This window comes from Rhodococcus sp. NKCM2511 (genome assembly GCF_014905595.1).
GTDB lineage: Bacteria > Actinomycetota > Actinomycetes > Mycobacteriales > Mycobacteriaceae > Rhodococcoides > Rhodococcoides fascians.
On sequence record NZ_BNHJ02000001.1, the window covers coordinates 2,146,854 to 2,166,718 of the forward strand.

Here is a 19,865-nt window from a genome sequence, read left to right on the forward strand (position 1 = left end):
CCATGCTCGAGGTGTACCTGAACACGACAGTCAACGAACGGGAATACAACATGAATGCATCGAGTCGGGTCGTCGTCGGAGTCGACGGATCTGCCACATCGCTCGACGCGGTCCGTTGGGCAACGCGCGAGGCAATACGACGCCACGCCCCGCTCGAGTTGGTCACGTCGTCACTGTTCGCACCGGGAACCTACGGCGATGCCATCAGCCTCCGGATCGGCGCGTTCGCAGATCCGGACGTCGAGGCCAAGCGGGTCCTGACCGCTGCGGTCGACGTTGCGCACAAGACCGCGGCAGGCAATTCGCTGATTCTCGACACTCGTCTCGAACATGGCTCGGCTGCAAGAAATCTGACGCACTTCGACGTCGCGCCTGCCTTGATCGTCGTCGGTTCGAGGGGCCTCGGTGAGTTCACCGGTGGATTGGTCGGGTCGGTCAGTACCGCCGTCGTGTCACACGCCAAGTGCCCTGTTGCAGTGATCAAGTCGAACACGGTCAGCGACGGGCCGGTGGTCGTGGGTGTGGATTGCACGTCCAACAGCCAGCCGGCCATCGGATTCGCGTTGCGCGAGGCGTCGATGCGAGGTGTCGACCTCGTTGCCGTACACGCGTGGAGCGACCTCGAGCTCGGGAGCGTGCTGACCCGCGACGAAGAAGGTCCGTGGGCCGATTCCGAACTGGCAGAGAAGACTTCGCTGGCCGAGAGCCTGGCCGGGTGGTCGGAGGACTACCCCGACGTCACCATCCGCCGGGTGGTGGTTCAGGACAGACCCGTTCGCGAACTGGTCCGCGCCTCCGAGAGCGCGCAGCTGATCGTGGTCGGCAGCCGCGGCCGGGGCGGCTTCGCCTCGATGCTGCTCGGATCGACCTCCCGCGCAGTGCTGCATTCGGTCGATGTCCCCGTCGTTGTCGTACCCACGAACCGATGACCGCGTCCACCACCGAGACCACCTACAACTCCGATGAACTCGACGCCGATCTGCGCTACTGGGCTGCCGCGAACTACCTGACGGTCGCCCAGATCTACCTGCAGGACAATGTATTGCTACGGCAACCACTGACGGTGGAACACATCAAGCCCCGACTGCTCGGGCACTGGGGCACCAGCCCCGGTCTGTCGATGATCTACACGCTGCTCAATCGCCTCATCTGCCGAACCGGTTCGGATTGGCTGTATGTCACCGGTCCCGGTCATGGTGGCCCGGCGTTGGTCGCGAACACCTATCTCGAAGGCACGTACAGCGAGATCTATCCGGATATCTCGCTCGACAGCGACGGTGTGCGTCGACTGTGTCGCCAATTCTCGACTCCCGGTGGCATTCCGAGCCATGTGAGCGTGCAGACCCCCGGTAGTATCCACGAGGGTGGCGAGCTGGGGTATGCCCTGATCCACGCCGCGGGCGCGGCGTTCGACAATCCCGATCTGGTGGTCGCCTGTGTCGTCGGTGACGGGGAGGCCGAAACCGGTCCGCTGTCGGGTTCATGGAAGATCCCGGCGTTCCTGAACCCGGTTCGTGACGGCGCAGTGCTGCCCATTCTGCATCTCAACGACGCCAAGATCTCCGGTCCGACAGTGCTCGGGCGCAGCACCGATCAAGCGATTGCCGACTACCTCGGCGGTCAGGGTTGGGAATCGATCTTCGTCGAGGGCGACGATCCGCGAGAGGTGTTCCCGGCCTTACAGTTCGCTCTCAGCCGCGCCCACGACGATATTCGGAGAATCCAGCGTGCGGCCCGCGGCGGCGAGTCGCACCACGGAAGTGCATGGCCTGCAATCGTCTTGCGCACCCCGAAAGGCTGGACCGGGCCACACGAAGTGGACGGCAAGCTGATCGAGGGAACGCACTGGGCCCACCAGGTCCCGCTGTCCGGCGTCCGCGAGAACCCGTCGCATCTGGCGCAGCTCGAGCAGTGGTTGCTCTCCTACGATCCCGGATCACTCTTCGACGACAACGGCGTACCCGCGGCGCACATCCGTGAACTCACTCCGACGGGCGACAAGAGGCTCGGGGCCACTCCCCACGCCAACGGCGGTGTGCTGTTGCAACCCTTGGTCATTCGTGATCTCGAGAACTACGCTCTGACGATCGACTCCCCGGGACGCATCTCGCACGAGACGACCACCGTACTCGGGGAGATGATGCGGGATATCTACCTCGACAACGCACGACCCGACGGCGGTGGCACTTTCCGCCTGTTCTGCCCCGACGAGACCGCCAGCAACCGTCTGCAGGCCGTGTTCGAGGCCACCGACCGATGCTGGCAGCTGCCGACCACCGAGTTCGACGACAACCTGGCCGCCGACGGCCGCGTCATGGAGGTGCTCAGTGAGCATCTGTGTGAAGGCTGGCTCGAGGCGTACCTGTTGTCGGGCCGACACGGATTGTTCGCGAGCTACGAGGCTTTCGCGATGGTGAGCGTGTCGATGCTGATTCAGCACACCAAGTGGCTGCAGCATGCGGCCACTCTGGCCTGGCGAGCACCCGTCGCCTCGTTGAACGTGCTGCTCACCAGCACGTGCTGGCGCAACGACCACAACGGGTTCAGTCATCAGGGGCCCGGACTGATCGACGCGGTGATCCCTCTGGCACCGGATGTGGTGCGCGTGTGGCTGCCACCGGACTCCAATACTCTTCTCGCCGTTGCCGACCACTGCTTTCGGAGCCGCGGACACGTCAATGTGCTGGTGGTCGACAAACAGAGCCATCCCCAGTACCTGACGCTCACCGAGGCTCGCGCACACGCAGCAGCCGGTGCCTCACGGTGGGACTGGGCCGGTACCGAGAACACCGACAAACCAGGCGACCCCGAAATAGTCCTGGCCTGCGCCGGCGACGTTCCGACCGAGGAGACTCTCGCTGCAGCGGACCTGTTGCGTAACTGGACTCCCGAGCTGAAGGTGCGCGTGGTCAACGTCATCGACCTGATGGCGCTGCTACCCGTCGCCGATCATCCACACGGGTTCTCGGAGGATCAGTTCGCCGATCTGTTCACCGACTCGGTCGATGTCGTCTTCGCTTTCCACGGCTACCCCCGGGCGGTGCACCAGCTGCTGCACGGCCGTCCGAACGCGCAGAGATTCCACGTCCGCGGCTTCACCGAACAAGGCACTACCACAACACCGTTCGACATGGTGGTGCTCAACAAGATCAGTCGCTACCACCTGGCGATCGAAGCACTCGACCGAGCACACACGGCGCCGGCCGGTGCCGAGGAACTGCGGCAGCACTGCCGGGACCAACTGACCCGGCACGACGCCTACATCCGGAAACACTTCGAGGATCTACCCGAGATTCGCGAATGGCGGTGGTCGTGACGGATCGGTTGCTATCCGCGAGCGATGATCAGCGGACAGTCGACGCGGTGGGCCAGTGACCGAACGGTGGATCCGAGCAGCTGGCCACTGAAACCGGTGCGTCCGCTCGAACCGACCACCACGGCCTCTGCGCGCACCGACGCGCCGAGGATGCGTTCGACGACGTCGCCGCGCAGCACTGTCTGCTTCACCACCACGTCGGGATACAGCTCGCTCCACCCGGACAGGTTCTCGGCCAACACGGTTCGGCCGTTGGACACAATTGCCTCGGACTTGTCCGACGTCGACGCGTCGGGTGACGAGACGAGTCGGTCCGTCGACACGTGGACTGCAACAAGGCCAGTGCCCCGAAGCGAGGCCTCCTCGAAGGCCAGCCGGACAGCCTCCTGGTTGTGCGCCGAGGCGTCGACCCCGAGGACGACCGGTCCCCGTGCCGAATGCAACTCCACGCTGCGCGGCACGATGACTACCGGACAGCGCGCCTGCACAGCCACCGCCGTGCTCACAGAGCCGAGCAGCTCGGCGAAGTACTCGCCGTTGCCGCGTGAGCCGACCACCATCATCGGCGCGGTGGCGGACTCATCGATCAGCGCCTGAACAGTCGGTCCGACAATCGGTTCGATCATGATCGTCAGCGCGTCGGGTTTCTCGACCGACCGCCGCGCGACGAGGGATGCCGACGTCAGAATCGAATCCGCACGTGCATTCTCCTCGGAGCCGAGGTGCGACGGGAGTGCGACGAAACTGGTGTAGAGGGCCCTGATTTGGTACGCGGACACCAGCTTCAGCGGTGCTCCACGCAATTCGGCTTCGCGTGCGGCCCAGCCGACCGCGTCGAGTGACGAACCGGATCCGTCGACGCCGACGACGATCGCCCTCGCGTTCACGGCACTCATGCGTGCGGCACCACGAGTACGGGGCATTCGGCGTGCCGCAGGACTGTCGTCAACGTGCTTCCCGGCACGCGATCGCGCTCGTGCCCCGCCACCAGCAGCTGTGCAGTGTCGGACACCGCGACGAGTTCCGAACCCGCATCGGCCTCGGCGTAGACCGACGCGACCCGCACCGAAGGATAGTCGGCACTGAAGGGTTCCAACCGGACGTCCATCGCCGACTCGGGGTGCAGATGGTCGACCGGACCGCCGATGGCGCTGGCCAGAATGGTCGAGACAGTCTGGGTGTGCACCGCCAACACGCTGGCCCCGCGCATCGACGCTTCGTGGAATGCCTGCGCCACAACGAGATCCGATGCAGAAACCTTCACGTCTCCCAGAGCGGCGACGACCGCGCCGTCGCGCTCGGAATCGAAGGTGTGCACAACGGCCACGGGGTTCGGTGAGCATTCGACCACCGTGCGCACCATGGATCCGAGAACCCGTGCAGCGATCGAATTCTCGGTCTTGGCACCCAATACGATCAGGCACGCAGACGCTGCTTCGGACAGCATCACCGTTTCCGGGACACCCTGTAGAACAACAGCTTCCACGATGACGGTCGGGTCGCTCGCCCGCGCTATGATCGCGGCCTGGTCCAAGACGGTGCGCGCATAGTCACCGTCCACGTCGGGTGCCCCGTATACCGTTTCACGCTGCATCTGGGGTTCGATCACATGTGCCAGTCGCAGTGATGTTCCTCGGCCTCGCGCCTCACGCACAGCGAAGCGCACTGCATCGAGCGCGGCCGTCGATCCGTCGATTCCGACCAGAACGGGTCCGGTGGTGTGTGAGATGTTCATCGGGTTCCTCTCGGTGGTGCGACGCAGGATCGGCACCGTCACCGAAAACGCTACGAGCTCATCGCCACTCGCGGCAACGGCCGGAGGTCATCGAAAGAGGTGACCAACGACTGGAGCCGTCAGGGCAGCGGTACCGCCCACGTCACATCGGTGCCGCTGCCGGAGGCACCGGGGCAAACGGTCATGGTCCCGCCGCACTCGGCCGCACGGGTCCCCAGGTTGGACAACCCACTGGTGGTGGTGTTGTCGGGCATACCGATTCCGTTGTCGGACACCACGATTTCGAGCTCGTTCCCCACCGACAGAGTAACGGTCACAGTGTCGCCCTGGGCGTGATGAACGACGTTGCTGACAGTCTCGCGGACAACGGCAACGGCATGATCGGCGAGTTTGGTGTCGACGACCGACAGTGGTCCGAACATCCGCACGACGGCACGGATATCGACGTTCTCGGTGAGTTCGAGTACCGCGCTGTTGATACGTTGCCGCAACCGTGTTGCGGAGTGGGATGTGCTCTGCAGGTCGAAAATGGTCGTCCTGATGTCCTGCACCGTGTCCTGCAGGTCGTCGATCGTTCTGGACAGACGCTGCCGTAGGTCCGGGGACTCGGTGCGCTGCAGGGTGCTCTGCAGCGCCAATCCTGCAGCGAAGATCCTCTGAATCACGTGATCGTGCAGGTCACGGGCAATACGATCCCGGTCGGACAACACGTCGAGTTGATGCATCCGCCGACTGGCGTCCGCGATCTGCATCACCAGCGCGGCCTGGTTGGCGAAGTTCGAGACCAGTTCGAGTTGGGTCTCGTCGAACGGTCCCCGCCCCGCGGCGCGCAGAACCACCAGGACTCCACTGACGCCCTCTGCCACGCGGAAGGGTGAAATCATTGCGGGTCCGAAAGCAGAGCCCAGTTCCTTGACCCCGTAGTCGAGTCGCTCCTTCCTCAACGCTGTTCGACGCCGAAAGGCTACTCCCGAGCTCGAGCCCTCGATCGGAACGACTGCCCCGATCATTCGATCGGCCCCGAGCCCGTCGCTGACCGTGACGACGAGTTGCGTGACATCCCCGAAGGCTTGGTCTGCGTCCTCGGGTACCGCGATGAACGCCGCATCGGACCCGGTCAGGTGCAACGACTTACGCGCCACCATCTGCAGTACCTCGTCGATGTCCGTCCCGGAAAGGAGCTCGGTGCCGATGTCCCGCGTTGCCTCCATCCACGCCTGACGCACCCGCGAATCCTCGTACAGTCTCGAGTTGTCGATGGCAATGCCGGCGGCGGACGCCAACGCCTTGGTGACGACTTCGTCGTCCTCGGTGAACTGCTTGCCGCCCTTCTTCTCGGTGAGATAGAGATTGCCGAAGATCTCGTCGCGAACCCGAATCGGGACTCCGAGAAAGGTTTTCATCGGGGGATGGTTGGGCGGGAACCCCACCGATTCCGGGTGCGATGTCAGATCGTCCAGACGCAGCACTTTCGGTTGGTCGATCAACAGTCCGAGTACCCCGCGGCCGGTGGGGAGCGGGCCGATGGCCACCCGGGTGTCCTCGTCCATGCCGTAGTTGATGAACGCACTCAATCCGTGGCCTTCTCCGCGCACGCCGAGCGCACCGTACTGGGCGTCGACGAGCTTGACGGCCGATTCCACGATCGAACGCAGCGTCACCTCCAGATCGAGTCCCGAAGTGATGACGAGCATCGCGTCGAGCAGACCGTCGGCTTGAATCCTCGCATCGGCGATGCGACCGATACGATCCTGCACCTCGGCAAGCAGCTCCCCGAGCCGGAGTTGCGGTAGCGAAGACCGGGTCTCCCCGTGCTGGTCATCCATCCCGGGACCCCGGTTTCCGATGAGCAGGCGGATCGCCGTCGGCGAGCTTCGACGCATACACCGCAGCTTGGGTGCGGCGTTCCATCCCGAGCTTGGCGAGCAGCCGAGACACGTAGTTCTTCACCGTCTTCTCCGCCAAGAACATCCTGGCCGCGATCTGTCTGTTGGTCAGGCCCTCTCCCAGCAGATCCAGCAGGGTGCGCTCCTGGGGCGTGAGGTGATCGATAGGGCCCGATGACGCCGTCCCGGCTCGCAATTTGTCCATCAACGCCGCGGCTGCACGGTTGTCGAGCAGCGACCGGCCGGAACCGACGTCCTTGATCGCTCGGGTCAGTTCCATGCCGGTGATGTCCTTGACGACATAGCCGCTTGCGCCCGCGAGTATCGCGTCGAGCATGGCCTGGTCCTCGGTGAACGAGGTCAGCATCATGGTCTTGAGGTTCGGCAGTCGATCGAGAAGCTCACGGCACAGTTCGATGCCGTTGCCGTCGGGTAGCCGCACGTCGAGCACCGCGACGTCGGGCTGCAGGGCCGGAATTCGGGCCAGCGCCTGCGCGCAACTGCCTGCCTCGCCGATGACCTCGAGATCGGGATCGGAGTCGATGAGGTCGATCAGACCGCGGCGCACGATTTCGTGATCGTCCACCAAGAACACCGTGACCACGTCGACACCCCTCTACCTACGTCCATGTCGGACGCCTCGACCTGTGAGCCTACGGGGGACCGGCGGCGGTGGTCCGACCTTTCGTCACCGAAACAGAGGACCAAAGTCCTCGGTCCAGGTGTTGTTGTCCTGCCGCGCCAGAGTCTGTGCGGGGCGTCTGATGGATGTTCGACACCACGACCGAGGAGGAAATCGATGGGTCCACTTCCGACCATCGTCGGGGTCGACGGTTCGGCGGCGGCTCTGGACGCGGTGCGCTGGGCCGCTCTCGACGCACGCCTGCACCTGTCCGATCTCCTTGTCGTCTCGGCGATGTCGCTGCCCAAGGTCTTGACCGGGTTGGGCGTCCTTCCCGATACCGTGGTGCACCAGGCCAGATCGGAAACCGACCGAATTCTCGACGAGGCCCGGGAGACTGCGACTCGTGGGACGGCAACGGTCACCGTCGATACCGTCTCGTCCGAGGCCTCTGCGGTGTCCACATTGCTCGAACTGTCCGAGACGGCCCGCATGATGGTCATTGCCACGCGGGGGCTCGGTGGCACCGAGCAGCGGTCACTCGGCTCGATCGGGTTCGCCGTCACCACTCATGCTCGCTGCCCGGTCACCGTGGTGCGTGGCTGGACCGACGGCGGTCTCGACCACGCGATCCAACCGGTGGTCGTGGGCGTGGACGGCACCAAGGCGAGCGCTGCCGCAATGACGTCGGCGTTCGAGGAGGCGGATGTTCGATCGGCACCACTGACTGCGGTGCACTCCTGGTCGGACACGGATCTGTCGATCGGCTTCCCGATTCGAGGAATGGAGTGGCCGGACAACCGACGCCCGGCTGCAGATCACGTGGCGCGGCTGCTCGAGCCGCACACTCGACTCCATCCGACGGTGTCGGTGCGGTTCGTGGTGGTCAAGGACAAACCGGTGCAGGCACTTCTCGATCACGCCCAAGGTGCTCAGCTGGTGGTGATCGGTAGTCACGGACGCGGCGGCTACGCGGAGATGATGCTCGGCTCGACCAGCCGGTCGGTGCTGACGCGAGCGCACTGCCCGGTCACCGTCGTGCCGTCGCCCGGTCGCCTCGCCGCTGTCACCCACCGGCCCAGCATGTGACTGTCCCCGACCGGACAATGCCGTTCGTCGACCTACGAGGGTCCTAATGCCCTACGACGGCCGAGCCGAGCCGAGCACGCTGTGTCCATGAGCCGACCGGACACCGCCGCCTACGCGATCGAAGTACGCCGCACTGAGCAACAGCTACGGCGGGAAGCTCGTCATCGACGACCTGTCGTTCGTCGTCGAACCCGGCACCGTCACAGGCTTTCTCGGCCCCAACGGATCGGGTAAGTCCACCACGATGCGATTGATCGTCGGATTGGATCGCCCCAGCGCGGGCACCGCACTGATCGGGGGCGTCGAGTACGCGCAGTTGTACCGCCCACTATTCACGGTCGGCACCTTGCTGGATTCCGAGGCCGTCCACCCGGGCCGGACCGCATACGACCACTTGTTGTATCTGGCTCAGACTCAACGTATCCCGGTCACACGCATCATCGACGTACTGGAGCTGGTCGGTCTACGCGACGTCAGTGGCGGCGCGCATTCTGCACCTGAATCGCTGCATTCATCACTGCTCGATTCCTTGTGAGCACACGCGCTGGTCCAGCGCGTGTCTGCCCTCGAGCAACCCTACGGCGAATCGAGCCCATGGGGAACACTCGTCGAGATCGGAGAGCCCCTCAGAACTCGAAAACCTGACGAGCGGTGACGCGTCCGGCCATCAGGTCGTCGAAGCAGTCGTTGACCTCGTCGAGTTTGCGCGACACCGCCGATACCGTCGTTCGTCCGGCCTCGTGCAGTGCGAACACTTCACGCAGATCTGTCCTGGTGCCGACGATCGAGCCGAGTACCGAGATTCCGCCGACCACCGTCTCGAAGATCGGGATCGGGAACACGCCGTGCGCCGGCATCGACACGCACACCAGACGTCCTCCGCGGCGTAGCGACCGGAAGGCCTGATCGAACACACTCGGGATGACGGCCAGGACGATCGCGACATCGGCTCCACCGAGCGCCTGAATTGCCTCCACCGGATCGGTCGTCGCCGAGTTGACGGTGTGGTCTGCGCCGAGTTCTTGTGCGAGGTAGAGTTTTTCGTCCTCGATATCGACCGCGGTGACGAAGCCGCCGGCGATCTTGGCGTACTGCACCGCCATGTGACCGAGCCCGCCGACACCGAAGATGGCCACGCGCTGCGCCGGGGTGACGCCACCGACCTTGACAGCCTTGTACGTGGTCACGCCGGCACAGGTCAGTGGGGCAGCGTCGAACGAGGAGATCCCGTCGGGAACACGAACGACATACTTCGCATGGGCGACAGCGTATTCGGCGTACGCACCGTCGATCGAGTAGCCGCTGTTCTGTTGTGTCTCGCACAGCGTCTCCCAACCCGAGACACAGTGGTCGCACTCGCCGCACGCCGAACCGAGCCACGCGATGGCGACTCGCTCACCGATTCTGTCCTTCGACACCTGCGACCCGACCGCCTCGATCACTCCGATGCCCTCGTGCCCGGGGACGAAGGGCAAGGTGGGCTTGGCCGGCCAATCCCCCTGCGCAGCATGGATATCGGTGTGACACACACCGCACGTCTCCATCTTCACCAGCACCTGTTCGGGCGCGGGCTGCGGTATCGGGATGTCCTTGACTATTAGGGGCCTGCCGAACTCGGTGACAACAGCTGCTTTCATCGTGAACTTCCTCCAACATCGGAAACCGGTGCCGTTCTCGACCGTCGAGCAATGCACACCGTCGATGATCGGCGCTGCGGCGGTCGGCACGTAGGGCCGGAAGTCATCGACCGGTCGGGACGTCTCCCGAGGTGCGCGTGGGGAGGCAAAAGGCACAGCAGTCATGGACTTTCGTCCCTGGCGACTCTGGCGATCAGGGGCCACACTAGGCACCATGGACACTTCTGCACCCTCCGATTCGAAGACTTGCGAACGATGAACCTGTGGAGAAGACATCCGGGCGTTCGAACCGGTGATGCACTGACCACGGGTGAGCGTGCGGCGGATTACGTCCGAAACGGAATGGGCTCCTGGCCGTTCGTATTCCTGTTCCTGGGCGTGATGGCGCTGTGGGCCGCGTACAACCAGAACGACGGGTTCGATCCGTACCCTTTCATCCTGCTCAACCTGTTCCTGTCGATGATCGCAGGACTGCAGGGCGCCATTCTGCTGATCTCGGCCAAGCGCGCGGACTCGGTGAGCAGTGAGGTTGCCGTACATACACTTTCGAATACTGCACTGCTGCAGGACATGATCGAAGCGAATACCGTCTTGACCGAATCGGTGGCACAATTGGCGGCAGAGATTCACGAGCACGTCTGCCCGTCCGCTCGGCGTGTCGGTGCAGGCACGTTCACGAAGGTCACGAGCCCGGTGTCCCAGCCGTGAGACAGGCAAGGATCTCTCGGGCCCAGTTGCACACACGAACCCAGTCTCGGCAACCGCGCCGGAGTTGTCGAAGATCTGACGTTCGCCCACCGAGAGCCGTTCCGCGTCGAGCCGACCGGGAAATGTTCGATGCGAGGATGCATCCAACATCGATACCGCGCGTGCGGCGTCGGCGGTGTCGTTGACCGGTCGGTCGCTCGAATGCAATGGCCCGCAGGAGAACAGCCACACGGGTGGGTGCGCAGACCCGGAGACCCGCTCGACGAGCCGCTTGGCGGTGGGGACCCACCGATCGGAATAGACGGCACTTCCGATGACCAGGGGCGTCGTAGCCACTGATATCGACGACGGAATCCGGAGCGCAGACGTCGACCTCGGCTCCCCCGTGCCGGAACACACGGGCCATCTCCTGCCCGAGCGAGTTCGTCGCTCCGTGCCGTCCGGCGGTCGAGACCAGGATTCTCATGCGATGCGACGTGCGAGGCGGTTCGTGTACGCCGTGATCCGCCACCCTCGGAGGGCGACGAGAACTCCCAGTACGCCGAACATGCCCTGCAGCCAACTCGTTTCGCCGATCACAAGCGGTTGGACCACTATCCAGGCAGCGAGCAGTACGCCCGCCGTGTGGGCGATGGGGCCGGTCTTGCCGCCACCCGCCAGAGCCGACGCCGCCGCCAGTCCCATCGGCACTCCGACGACCAGAACCAACGCGAGGCCGGCGAGCGCCGTATTCGACAGCGGCAGGCGTGCGTGCGCCTCGGTGCCCAGATCGATGGCACCCGAGGCCAACCCGATCGCGCCACCGAAGGCGTTGATGGAAATTCCGGCGCACACTGCGCCCAGCCACGGCCATCGTCGGTCCCTCGTGGTGAGTGCTCGTGTTGTCGACATCATGAGCTCAGCGTGGCTGCCAAACAATCCGGGAGCTAGGGCACAAGGTCCGCCGCCACGAGGACTTCTCTCCACTTCGTGACTGAACCGTCCACCGCCCTCGCCGTATCGGGACCTTGTGCCCTTACTTACGAGTGCACGGCGTCGGAGACTCGTAATCGACGCCGAACACACGGCGGTGAGGGGTAGGTGACCGCATGCTCGCAGAACTCGCGCACCGGTGGTGGCGCCGAACTCCTTGGTGTTCCAATCCGCTGATGCGACTGCCCGACAGGATCGAACGAACGGCGTACGTCGTCGGTGTCGCGGTCCTTCTGTTGCTGATACCCGTCGCCGCGACGATCGGTTCGGTGACCTACAGCGACCTGTCGACGCGGTCGCGTCAGCAACGGGCACAATACGTTCAGGTCGACGCCCGAGTGATCGACACCGTGCAGTCCACGAGTACCGGCAGCGACAGCACCACGCTCGCCACCGGTGTCGCAACGGTGCAATGGAGTGCACCGGACGGGTCGATTCGCTCGGAATCGACCGAGGTTCCCTCGGACGTCCACATCGGTGAGACCACTCCGATTTGGTGCGACGCGAACGGAACCCTCGCGCGTGCGCCCGTCAGCGAAGTCGGTGCCGTCGTCAACGGGGCCTCTACAGCCGTGTTCGTGTGGGTTCTCGGCGCGGTCGTGGTCGGATTCCTGGTCTATCTCACCACCGTGGCCGGTGATCGAGTTCGCATGCGGCGTTGGGACAGCGACTGGAAAGACTTCCTGCAGGCGCGAAACCACCCCTCGCGGTAGAGCCGTCGAGCATCCACCGTTCGAGGAGACGATGACATGAGCGATCTCGACACCGAATATCGGTCCGCCCGCATCGACTACGACCGCAAACTCATGCGCAGCCCTCTGGCGGCGCAGCTGCGTGTTGTCGAGCAGCTGATGAGACTGATGATGGCCGAGCAAGGCGTGCTGCACCCTCGTGATCTCGTTGCGTCGGCGCTGCCGCCGAACATGCACCCGACGCTGAACTCTGCCTGACGTCGGCGGGGTCGTATGACCTTCGAGACGCTCGCCCTGTGTGCCGCGGTGGGTTTGTTCGGCCCACTTCTGGCGCTTCCGCGTGGGCTTCGGATACCGGTTGTCATCGGAGAACTCGTCGCTGGAATTGTCATCGGTCACACAGGCTTCGGCGTCATCGATCCGAGTGAGCAGACACTGAGCTTTCTGGCGCAGGTCGGGTTCGCGCTCGTGATGTTCGTGGCGGGCAGTCAGGTACCGATTCGCGATCCTCGACTGCGGGTCGGCCTCCGGGTGGGCGCTGCGCGGGCTGTGGCCATCGGGCTGCTGGCTACCGCACTCGGCTGGGCCGTCTCCACTGCGTTCGATCCACCGCACCCCGGTCTCTACGCGGTGTTGATGGCATCGTCCTCGGCCGCGGTCATCATGCCGATAGTCGAATCCAGCAAGACGGCCACATCCGGCGACACTTCGACCTCACCGGACTGCGCCGTCGAATCCACCATGTATCTGCCCAGCGTAAGTTCGCTCTCGAATTGCGACTCAACCTGGTTCTGCTGTTCGGCCTCGCGGCCCTCGCGGTCCACACTCATGCGTCGGTGATGCTGGCCGGCTTCGGCTTCGGACTGGCCATCGCTGCGATCGGAGAACCGCGACGTCTGGCGAAACAGCTGTTCGCCATCACCGAAGGTTTCCTGGGTCCGCTGTACTTCGTCTGGCTCGGCGCGTCACTCGACCTGCGTGCACTGGGTGGCCACCCGAGCATGATCGTGCTGGGGCTCGTGTTGGGTCTGGGTGCAATCGCGGTGCACGGTGCGATGCGCGCGACAGGCCAGCCCGTCGGGCTTGGGATACTCGCGGCCGCCCAACTGGGCGTTCCGGTTTCGGCCGTGACTCTCGGGGAGCAGAGCAGCGTTCTGGCACCCGGTGAAGGCCCCGCCATCGTGCTCGGCGCACTGGTGACCATCGCGGCGGCGGCCGTCATATCTCGGTCTGCTGCTCGTCGTCCTGCCTGAGCGGTGGGCCAGAACTGCTGGGCCCAACGGCGGGTGTTCGGCGCCGCAAGGCATTTGGTTGTTTCGAGTCTCCAGGGATGGGGAATAAGCGTTGTGGAACGATCGGCACGACGCGAAACGGATCACGACGATGACGGATGACCAGGTCTGGCGCCTCAAGGGTGCGTGCATCGAAGACATGGATGCATACGACTCGCAACAACTTCCTCGGCACGGACGCAAACGCGCAGAGAAGGCATGGCGGCTTTGCGCCGACTGCCCGGTGTTGCGGAACTGCGCCGAGCAAACGGCTCGCGATATCGAGTCGGGTCGAATTCCGGTCGGCGTGGTCGTCGCCGGCGCGGCGTATCACGACAATGCCAGCAACGGTCGGCGAACGGATGCCTACCGCACCCTCGAACTTCTGATCGGGAGACCTCTGGCCAACCCGGCTGCCTGATAACGGGGCGGTTACGGAACGCTACGCCACCGGTAACGGCTACGGCACGGTCTGTCGCTTTCACCGCGTGTCTTTCTGTCTCTGACCTGCATGGACGTCAGGTGCGCAACAATGACTGCATGAGCACAGCGCACGTGACGAGGATCGAGGGCCCGCTCGATCTCCAGGACGCGTTGGCGCGTCGCGCGCCTATCGAACAGGCAAAGGGAATCCTGATGGCGGTGCACCGCATCACTGCCGACGAGGCGTTCGCTTTGTTGGTCGAAAGGTCGCAACGTGCCAATCGCAAAGTGCACGACATCGCTCTGGATTTCGTGCACGAGATGTCCGAGTTGCCCTGACCGACAAGTCGACCCCGCACGCTGTGTTTTCAACGTACGGGGTCTGAGCAATGTGGCAGTCCGGACTACTTCATCACCTGTTGTGCCGTATGCCCTGCCGTGGCTGCCCGAAACATCCAGTACGCACACCGCCGACTCGACGGTTCAGAAGCGCGCGAGAATTGCACGGGCGCAACGGACTACGGTGGCGCGGTCGTACGACATCACATAGTCGAATTCACGATCCGCATCGGCTTCGCCCCGGTGTAGGTCGATGGCAGCGAGCACTCCGCAGAAATGCGGGCCGAGAACTACCACGTTCCACTCCTCGACGAGTGAGTCCGTCGGGTCGAGCGGGGCGTGCACGATGCCGCCCTCTTGCACGTAGCCCATCCCCACGCCGTAGACGCCGGCATACGAGATCTGCTCCGCCATCGACACCCACCGCGCACGGCTGGTCGGCGTGAAATGCTCGGCCCGCTGAAAGGTGCCGAGTACCAATGTTTCCGGGCCCGATGCCGATGCCTGCATCTCCAGGGACGTGCTCATGGCCACCAACAGACGCTTGGTGCTCCGCGTCGCGACCTTGCCTGCGGCGGCAATTGCGTACGGCGACTCCAGCGCGGTGGCGGGGGTGCTCCAGGTGGGGAACGGCGGCATGATCTCCGCGGCGTCGGCCGGCAACTCTTCCGTCGTCTGAGCAGCCGGGTACAGCTCGCCCACTCCGTAGGTGGCACCGAGACCGAGTGCCCGGCTGCGGTGCACGGCGGTGTCGACTCCGCTGGCCACGACCACGGCCCCGGTTCGCTCCACCTGAGCCGACACCGCGTGCGCCGTACGGGCGGTGGCCAGATCGGGCCTGGTGGAGACCATGGAGGAAGACAGAATGATGACATCGGGTTCGATGAGCGGCAGCAGCGTCAGGGACTGCGGTCGGCGACCGACGTCGTCGACGGCAACCACCTTTCCGTCGCGACGTGCCTTGTCGATCGCGGCCAGAGTGCGCGCCGGGCTGTCCACGAGTGCCGCCTCGGTGACGACGACGATGTCGCGACGCAACTGTTCTTCGGTGGCTTCGTCGAGTGCTGCGAGCGAGTCGACATCCATCGAGACCAGCATCGGTAGCCGAACGGCGCTTTCGAGCCGGGCCACTCCCCACGCGAGAACATCGAGTTCACGCTTGGCGTCCATGGCGCGAGCGGCGCGCTTGAGTGCATCGGCAGAGGCGAGTGGACCGTCCTTCGGGCCGCGCAGTTGTACTTCGATTGCCGCGAGCGCACCGTTGTCCAGTCGACAGACCGGGGCGAAATACGGCTGCACCGTCAACTCTCCCGTGTCCGTGTCGACTGTTGAACCTGCTTCGGCCAGCGCGAACGTCACACCACAGTTTGACATGAAAAAACCACCCCCGTCACGCAGGGGTTGCTATCTGTTTCAAACCTCTTCGGGTCGTCTTTTCTCGCTGACGCCAGCCTGAACGACTCAGGTGTCACCGAAGCACTACGGCGCGTCTCGTTTCGGTAACGAACGATAACGGTTCGATAACGCCACAGACGGGTGTTCGACGCGCCCATCATGCCGACTCCCCCAGGAAAAACAGGCCGAAAACCCATGAAGCGCATACCTTCCGAGGTGCCGACCGAAATCAATACCAAGACTTACAACAAACATACCGACCGGATTGTGACTTGTCACTGTCTTGCAAAAGAACATATCCGACATCCATTTCGTCGTCCTAATGTTCGTTTCGGCTGCCGGAGCACCGGAGCCACCGGATGCCCGTCTGGGAGCCGGAAGCTGCTCGGACTTGGAGGATCGATGACGCTCAACCTGCCGTCCCGTACCCGAACGTTCACCACTGTCGCTGCTGCAGTCGCGATTGCCGGGGCCACCCTCGGTGCCGGAAGTGCCGCTGCCGCCACCATCTCACCGGCGAATACCGCCTTCACCGCACCCGGCACGATCGTCGTCACCACACCGGCCTCGTTCGGGGTACCCGTCAGCTGCTCGATCACCCTGTCCGGATCCACCAGCGCGGACGGCTCGTCGGCGTCGATCACCGACGCGAAGATCAGCGGATCGAACCGCCTCTGCGGCCTGCCGCAGCTGAAGAACCTGCCCTGGACCCTCACTCCCACCAGCTCCACCACCGGTGAGGTCTCGAACGTCGGCTTCTCGCTTCTGGGCTACAACTGCGGGCCCGCAACGCTCGCAGGTTCGTTCGACAACATGACCAACACTCTGACGTCGAGCAACCAGCCGATGTCGGGCAACTGCACGGTGAACAGCCTGTCGGTGCAGCCGAACCCGGCATTCACCTTGTCCTGATCGCCAATTCCTTTCCAGCACAACAACAATATTCAGGAGAGCACGTGAAGATCCGTAACAAAGCCGTCGTCACCGCGACGGCCTTGGCGTCGAGTGTCGCTCTGGCGACCCTGGTCGCCGGCCCGGCCAACGCTGCCGACACCCTTCCCATCACGTTCCAGGCCGACACCACGACCGTGATCGCCAAGACCGGCCAGCCGGTGGTCTTCCCGACCACCGCTCTGGCCACCGACGTCGACCTCGTCGGCGGAACGGTGACCGGCACTCTTGCCTTGCCGCAGGCGTCGGCCGATCTCAAGCTCGGCCCGGCAACGCTCGCCAACTTCACCATCTCGATCGTCGACGCCACTCCGGTCTCCGGCACCATTGCAGCCGGCGGTCCCGCCGAGGCACCGCAGCTGGAGCTGAATGTCGCGCAGAGCTTCAAGATTCGCATCGACTCCGTCAAGCCCCTCGGCATCGGCGGCACCGGATCGTCCGGGTCGGCGGCACTCGACCTGATTCCCCCGGGTAGCAACTGCGTCACCAGCGAGACCACCGCCAATCTGACCGGTGCCCTCGACGCGATCGATCTGATTCAGAACAACGAGGCCGACACCCATGTGAAGGGCACGTACACGATTCCGCAGTTCCAGAACTGCGGCACGTACACCTCGTTGCTCAACGGTCTCATCGCCGGCCCCAACAACACCCTCGACGTGCACCTGACCAACCCGGTCTTCGACGTCGGAACGCAGCAGGCCATCGCGTCCAAGGTTGCTCTGTAGCATTATATTTCGACTTCGTTGACGGCGTCGACCGGTTCCAGTAGCGGGATCGGTCGACGCCGTCGCTCGTCAGTGCGGCTCGCCGGCCGGCCGCGGCGATCGAGGCTCGCCTTCCGACAGGGCGACGCGGTCGCCGCCGAGCCCCTTGGCCCGGTACATCGCCCGGTCCGCGCGACCCAGCAACTCTTCCACTGCGGTGCCGATCTCCCGCGCGTCGACAACCGCATGCGCGACGCCTATCGAGGCGGTCAGCGGGGACCGATCGGTGGCGTTGCACAGTCGGATTCGTAGTACCTCAGCGCTGGCGACAACCGAGTCACGGTCATCGAGGGCAACAATGGCGAACTCTTCGCCGCCGAGCCGGACGGTGATGGCGGGTGCCGGAAACACGTCGAGGATGCGGGACGCCGCCAGCCGGATCACGGCGTCTCCCTGCAGATGGCCGTATCGGTCGTTGACGGCCTTGAAGTTGTCGATGTCCATCACCACGGCCGTCATTCCGGTTGCCGATCCGGGCCGTAGTCGCAGGTTCCCGATCGCCGCGTCGAATCCCCGCCTGTTCTGCAATCCGGTGAGGGGGTCGTAGAACGCGCCGGTGGCATCGCGTCGCAGCATCATCATGAACGTGTGCACGATCAGCGGTGCCGAGAACATCACCAGTATCAAGATCACCAGGTAGACCGTGGCCAGTAACCGTAGTTCGGGTTCGGACACCAACGCCGAGCCGTACAGCACCGCGGTCGTGACCAAGGCGAAACCGTAGTGGGCAGTGAGCAGCTTGGGACCGTGGAACCCGACGACGTAACTGCCGATGACGGTGAACAGAGCGGCTGTCGGCAGAACCGTCGTGGGAACACCGATGGTGAGCACCACGGCCGCGAGGACGACGTCGGCGTAGAAGACGAAGGCGATCGACATCTGCCAGCTCGGCCAGCCACCGACCCACCAGGCGACCCCGACCGGGACTGTCGTAGCGACGGTGAACCACAGTGCAGCCGTACCCAGACTGCCTTCGGCGAGGCCCGGCACCACCAATCCGATGGCCGCCGCCGCGCCGAACAGCCAACACCAGACGCCGATGAGGATCTTCGTGATCTCGAGCGCCTGCTGCGAGCGCGCGAAGGCAACGTTCCATCCGTAGTCGACTGGAAGTGCCCACCATTCGCGCAGACTGTTCACGTATCTCGAGCGGCTTTCCTCGTGTCCCGACTTGGATGAACCAGTGAACCACAGAAGATACCGCCTGGTACGCGAACGGCAGATGTCTTCGACAGGCGTCAGCCGCGCATGCCGTCCGCCAATTCGAGCACTCGGCCGGCATAAGTGCCGACGAACGCGTCGAGTGCCTGCTGCGACAACTCGGGGCAACCCGCTCGGCGAAAGTAATGTTCGAGATCGACCAGCCGGTCACCCATCCCGACGCGTTGGCGGTCGAGTGCCTCGAGCTCGGCGACCAGTGCTTTGAGCTCCGCTACCTTGCGCAACACGTCGTCCATCGCCGTCACCGTCCACTCGCTCGGGTGTCATATGTAGGAGCGGTGGAGCAAGGCTTCCCTCCTCGCTCCACCGACTCGAACTCTACTCCCGATCGAACAGGTGTGCGAATCATATCGTCACATTCGCCGGTTTGTACCATCCAACTTGTGCACAAACCCGAGAAGTGACCTACAGTCTGTGCCATGCTCCAGAAAAGGGGTCCGAACGGCGTTCGGCCGCCAGGCTCGACCAGCCCAATCCAGTTGGCACTCTTAGCAATACTCATTATCGCGGCGATCGCTCTCGTCGTACTCGCCATCGCCGAGGGCCGCTTCTAGCTGTTCGCCATCGAGCGTGTGCGGCGATGCCCCGCGTTCACTCCTACCGCTTCGCCATTGACGCTCCGCGGGCTGCGCCGGCATTCTCGCCGACGCAGCCCCTTCGGGTCAGGATCCGAGGATTGCGCTCACTGCGGTGCTGCCGCTCTCGGCACTTCCGCTGCCGATGAGCCCGAGGATGACGTCGACGATGATCTTGGCGATGAATGCGTCCATAACTACTCCTGATGTGAAGTACCCCCGACGGGATACAGACGGACCTGCGAGTGCCGTGATCATTCGTGACC

General features: G+C 64.2%; 22 protein-coding genes. 13 read left to right on the top strand and 9 right to left on the bottom strand.

Annotation, left to right across the window (positions count from 1 at the left end):
* The first annotated feature begins 50 nt into the window (after positions 1–50).
* Both JLZ96_RS09805 and JLZ96_RS09810 read left to right on the top strand, forming a co-directional pair.
* Positions 51–929 (top strand): universal stress protein, encoded by an 879-nt coding sequence (locus JLZ96_RS09805; RefSeq protein WP_027495586.1) that lies wholly within the window; start codon positions 51–53, stop codon positions 927–929.
* Positions 926–3,316: a phosphoketolase gene (locus JLZ96_RS09810; RefSeq protein ID WP_201009957.1), complete on the top strand. Its 2,391-nt coding sequence runs from the start codon at positions 926–928 to the stop codon at positions 3,314–3,316. Before JLZ96_RS09805 ends, JLZ96_RS09810 begins: the two co-directional genes overlap by 4 nt.
* 11 nt (positions 3,317–3,327) lie before the next feature.
* Here JLZ96_RS09810 and JLZ96_RS09815 read toward each other — a convergent pair whose 3' ends face one another.
* The 4 genes from JLZ96_RS09815 to JLZ96_RS09830 form a co-directional block, all read right to left on the bottom strand.
* Positions 3,328–4,212 carry a universal stress protein gene (locus tag JLZ96_RS09815; RefSeq protein WP_201009958.1) on the bottom strand — a complete coding sequence of 295 codons (885 nt, stop codon included), beginning with the start codon at positions 4,210–4,212 and terminating at the stop codon, positions 3,328–3,330.
* A complete protein-coding gene (locus JLZ96_RS09820; protein WP_201009959.1) occupies positions 4,209–5,051 on the bottom strand; it encodes a universal stress protein in 843 nt (280 codons plus the stop codon). The genes JLZ96_RS09815 and JLZ96_RS09820 overlap by 4 nt, the downstream gene beginning before the upstream one ends.
* Before the next feature lie 119 nt (positions 5,052–5,170).
* Positions 5,171–6,877, bottom strand: a complete 1,707-nt coding sequence (locus JLZ96_RS09825; protein ID WP_080729413.1) for a GAF domain-containing sensor histidine kinase — start codon at positions 6,875–6,877, stop codon at positions 5,171–5,173.
* Entirely contained in the window at positions 6,870–7,541 is a 672-nt protein-coding gene (locus JLZ96_RS09830; protein WP_027495581.1) for a response regulator transcription factor, read from the bottom strand. The genes JLZ96_RS09825 and JLZ96_RS09830 overlap by 8 nt, the downstream gene beginning before the upstream one ends.
* 195 nt (positions 7,542–7,736) lie before the next feature.
* Here JLZ96_RS09830 and JLZ96_RS09835 point away from each other — a divergent pair, with 195 nt between their 5' ends.
* Positions 7,737–8,648 (top strand): universal stress protein, encoded by a 912-nt coding sequence (locus JLZ96_RS09835; RefSeq protein ID WP_201009960.1) that lies wholly within the window; start codon positions 7,737–7,739, stop codon positions 8,646–8,648.
* 172 nt (positions 8,649–8,820) lie between these two features.
* Entirely contained in the window at positions 8,821–9,183 is a 363-nt protein-coding gene (locus JLZ96_RS09840; RefSeq protein WP_308436829.1) for an ATP-binding cassette domain-containing protein, read from the top strand.
* Between the two features lie 91 nt (positions 9,184–9,274).
* Here JLZ96_RS09840 and adhP read toward each other — a convergent pair whose 3' ends face one another.
* Positions 9,275–10,285: an alcohol dehydrogenase AdhP gene (gene adhP, locus JLZ96_RS09845; protein ID WP_201010694.1), complete on the bottom strand. Its 1,011-nt coding sequence runs from the start codon at positions 10,283–10,285 to the stop codon at positions 9,275–9,277.
* Between the two features lie 255 nt (positions 10,286–10,540).
* Here adhP and JLZ96_RS09850 point away from each other — a divergent pair, with 255 nt between their 5' ends.
* Entirely contained in the window at positions 10,541–10,993 is a 453-nt protein-coding gene (locus JLZ96_RS09850) for a DUF1003 domain-containing protein (protein ID WP_027495572.1), read from the top strand.
* A 462-nt stretch (positions 10,994–11,455) separates the two neighbouring features.
* On the opposite strand, the gene JLZ96_RS09860 is transcribed toward JLZ96_RS09850, so the two are convergent.
* Positions 11,456–11,887 (bottom strand): hypothetical protein, encoded by a 432-nt coding sequence (locus JLZ96_RS09860; RefSeq protein ID WP_201009961.1) that lies wholly within the window; start codon positions 11,885–11,887, stop codon positions 11,456–11,458.
* A gap of 254 nt (positions 11,888–12,141) precedes the next feature.
* On the opposite strand from JLZ96_RS09860, the gene JLZ96_RS09865 reads away from it, so the two are divergent.
* The 6 genes from JLZ96_RS09865 (at position 12,142) to JLZ96_RS24965 (ending at position 14,690) form a co-directional block, all read left to right on the top strand.
* Positions 12,142–12,678, top strand: a complete 537-nt coding sequence (locus JLZ96_RS09865; protein WP_094663392.1) for a hypothetical protein — start codon at positions 12,142–12,144, stop codon at positions 12,676–12,678.
* A 36-nt stretch (positions 12,679–12,714) separates the two neighbouring features.
* Complete coding sequence (locus JLZ96_RS09870) at positions 12,715–12,915, top strand: hypothetical protein (RefSeq protein ID WP_094663394.1); 201 nt, start codon at positions 12,715–12,717, stop codon at positions 12,913–12,915.
* Between the two features lie 15 nt (positions 12,916–12,930).
* Positions 12,931–13,497: a cation:proton antiporter gene (locus JLZ96_RS25160; RefSeq protein ID WP_308436822.1), complete on the top strand. Its 567-nt coding sequence runs from the start codon at positions 12,931–12,933 to the stop codon at positions 13,495–13,497.
* On the top strand, positions 13,431–13,910 hold the full coding sequence (locus JLZ96_RS25165; protein ID WP_308436823.1) for a cation:proton antiporter: 480 nt from the start codon (positions 13,431–13,433) through the stop codon (positions 13,908–13,910). Before JLZ96_RS25160 ends, JLZ96_RS25165 begins: the two co-directional genes overlap by 67 nt.
* Positions 13,911–14,040: 130 nt before the next feature.
* Positions 14,041–14,349 (top strand): WhiB family transcriptional regulator, encoded by a 309-nt coding sequence (locus tag JLZ96_RS24960; RefSeq protein WP_135043299.1) that lies wholly within the window; start codon positions 14,041–14,043, stop codon positions 14,347–14,349.
* Positions 14,350–14,468: 119 nt separating this feature from the next.
* Positions 14,469–14,690, top strand: a complete 222-nt coding sequence (locus tag JLZ96_RS24965; protein WP_032406160.1) for an ANTAR domain-containing protein — start codon at positions 14,469–14,471, stop codon at positions 14,688–14,690.
* Between the two features lie 144 nt (positions 14,691–14,834).
* On the opposite strand, the gene JLZ96_RS09885 is transcribed toward JLZ96_RS24965, so the two are convergent.
* Positions 14,835–16,064: an EAL domain-containing protein gene (locus JLZ96_RS09885; protein ID WP_196248612.1), complete on the bottom strand. Its 1,230-nt coding sequence runs from the start codon at positions 16,062–16,064 to the stop codon at positions 14,835–14,837.
* 423 nt (positions 16,065–16,487) lie between these two features.
* Here JLZ96_RS09885 and praA point away from each other — a divergent pair, with 423 nt between their 5' ends.
* On the top strand, positions 16,488–16,997 hold the full coding sequence (gene praA / locus JLZ96_RS09890) for an alkane oxidation protein activator PraA (protein ID WP_032366927.1): 510 nt from the start codon (positions 16,488–16,490) through the stop codon (positions 16,995–16,997).
* Between the two features lie 44 nt (positions 16,998–17,041).
* Entirely contained in the window at positions 17,042–17,764 is a 723-nt protein-coding gene (locus tag JLZ96_RS09895) for a hypothetical protein (protein WP_032392238.1), read from the top strand.
* Positions 17,765–17,833: 69 nt separating this feature from the next.
* Here JLZ96_RS09895 and JLZ96_RS09900 read toward each other — a convergent pair whose 3' ends face one another.
* Complete coding sequence (locus JLZ96_RS09900) at positions 17,834–18,943, bottom strand: diguanylate cyclase (RefSeq protein ID WP_057473543.1); 1,110 nt, start codon at positions 18,941–18,943, stop codon at positions 17,834–17,836.
* Between the two features lie 98 nt (positions 18,944–19,041).
* Entirely contained in the window at positions 19,042–19,260 is a 219-nt protein-coding gene (locus JLZ96_RS09905) for a hypothetical protein (protein WP_027495561.1), read from the bottom strand.
* Positions 19,261–19,865 lie beyond the last annotated feature (605 nt).

What these genes read in the sequence shown, in the direction of transcription:
- JLZ96_RS09820 (WP_201009959.1), bottom strand. Translation starts at nt 5,051, where the DNA reads ATGAACATCTCACACACCACCGGACCCGTTCTGGTCGGAATCGACGGA.
- JLZ96_RS09870 (WP_094663394.1), top strand. Translation starts at nt 12,715, where the DNA reads ATGAGCGATCTCGACACCGAATATCGGTCCGCCCGCATCGACTACGAC.
- JLZ96_RS24960 (WP_135043299.1), top strand. Translation starts at nt 14,041, where the DNA reads ATGACGGATGACCAGGTCTGGCGCCTCAAGGGTGCGTGCATCGAAGAC.
- JLZ96_RS09885 (WP_196248612.1), bottom strand. Translation starts at nt 16,064, where the DNA reads ATGTCAAACTGTGGTGTGACGTTCGCGCTGGCCGAAGCAGGTTCAACA.
- JLZ96_RS24965 (WP_032406160.1), top strand. Translation starts at nt 14,469, where the DNA reads ATGAGCACAGCGCACGTGACGAGGATCGAGGGCCCGCTCGATCTCCAG.
- JLZ96_RS09835 (WP_201009960.1), top strand. Translation starts at nt 7,737, where the DNA reads ATGGGTCCACTTCCGACCATCGTCGGGGTCGACGGTTCGGCGGCGGCT.
- JLZ96_RS09860 (WP_201009961.1), bottom strand. Translation starts at nt 11,887, where the DNA reads ATGATGTCGACAACACGAGCACTCACCACGAGGGACCGACGATGGCCG.
- JLZ96_RS09850 (WP_027495572.1), top strand. Translation starts at nt 10,541, where the DNA reads ATGAACCTGTGGAGAAGACATCCGGGCGTTCGAACCGGTGATGCACTG.
- praA (WP_032366927.1), top strand. Translation starts at nt 16,488, where the DNA reads ATGACGCTCAACCTGCCGTCCCGTACCCGAACGTTCACCACTGTCGCT.
- adhP (WP_201010694.1), bottom strand. Translation starts at nt 10,285, where the DNA reads ATGAAAGCAGCTGTTGTCACCGAGTTCGGCAGGCCCCTAATAGTCAAG.
- JLZ96_RS09905 (WP_027495561.1), bottom strand. Translation starts at nt 19,260, where the DNA reads ATGGACGACGTGTTGCGCAAGGTAGCGGAGCTCAAAGCACTGGTCGCC.
- JLZ96_RS09825 (WP_080729413.1), bottom strand. Translation starts at nt 6,877, where the DNA reads ATGGATGACCAGCACGGGGAGACCCGGTCTTCGCTACCGCAACTCCGG.
- JLZ96_RS09815 (WP_201009958.1), bottom strand. Translation starts at nt 4,212, where the DNA reads ATGAGTGCCGTGAACGCGAGGGCGATCGTCGTCGGCGTCGACGGATCC.
- JLZ96_RS09865 (WP_094663392.1), top strand. Translation starts at nt 12,142, where the DNA reads ATGCGACTGCCCGACAGGATCGAACGAACGGCGTACGTCGTCGGTGTC.
- JLZ96_RS09805 (WP_027495586.1), top strand. Translation starts at nt 51, where the DNA reads ATGAATGCATCGAGTCGGGTCGTCGTCGGAGTCGACGGATCTGCCACA.
- JLZ96_RS25160 (WP_308436822.1), top strand. Translation starts at nt 12,931, where the DNA reads ATGACCTTCGAGACGCTCGCCCTGTGTGCCGCGGTGGGTTTGTTCGGC.
- JLZ96_RS09810 (WP_201009957.1), top strand. Translation starts at nt 926, where the DNA reads ATGACCGCGTCCACCACCGAGACCACCTACAACTCCGATGAACTCGAC.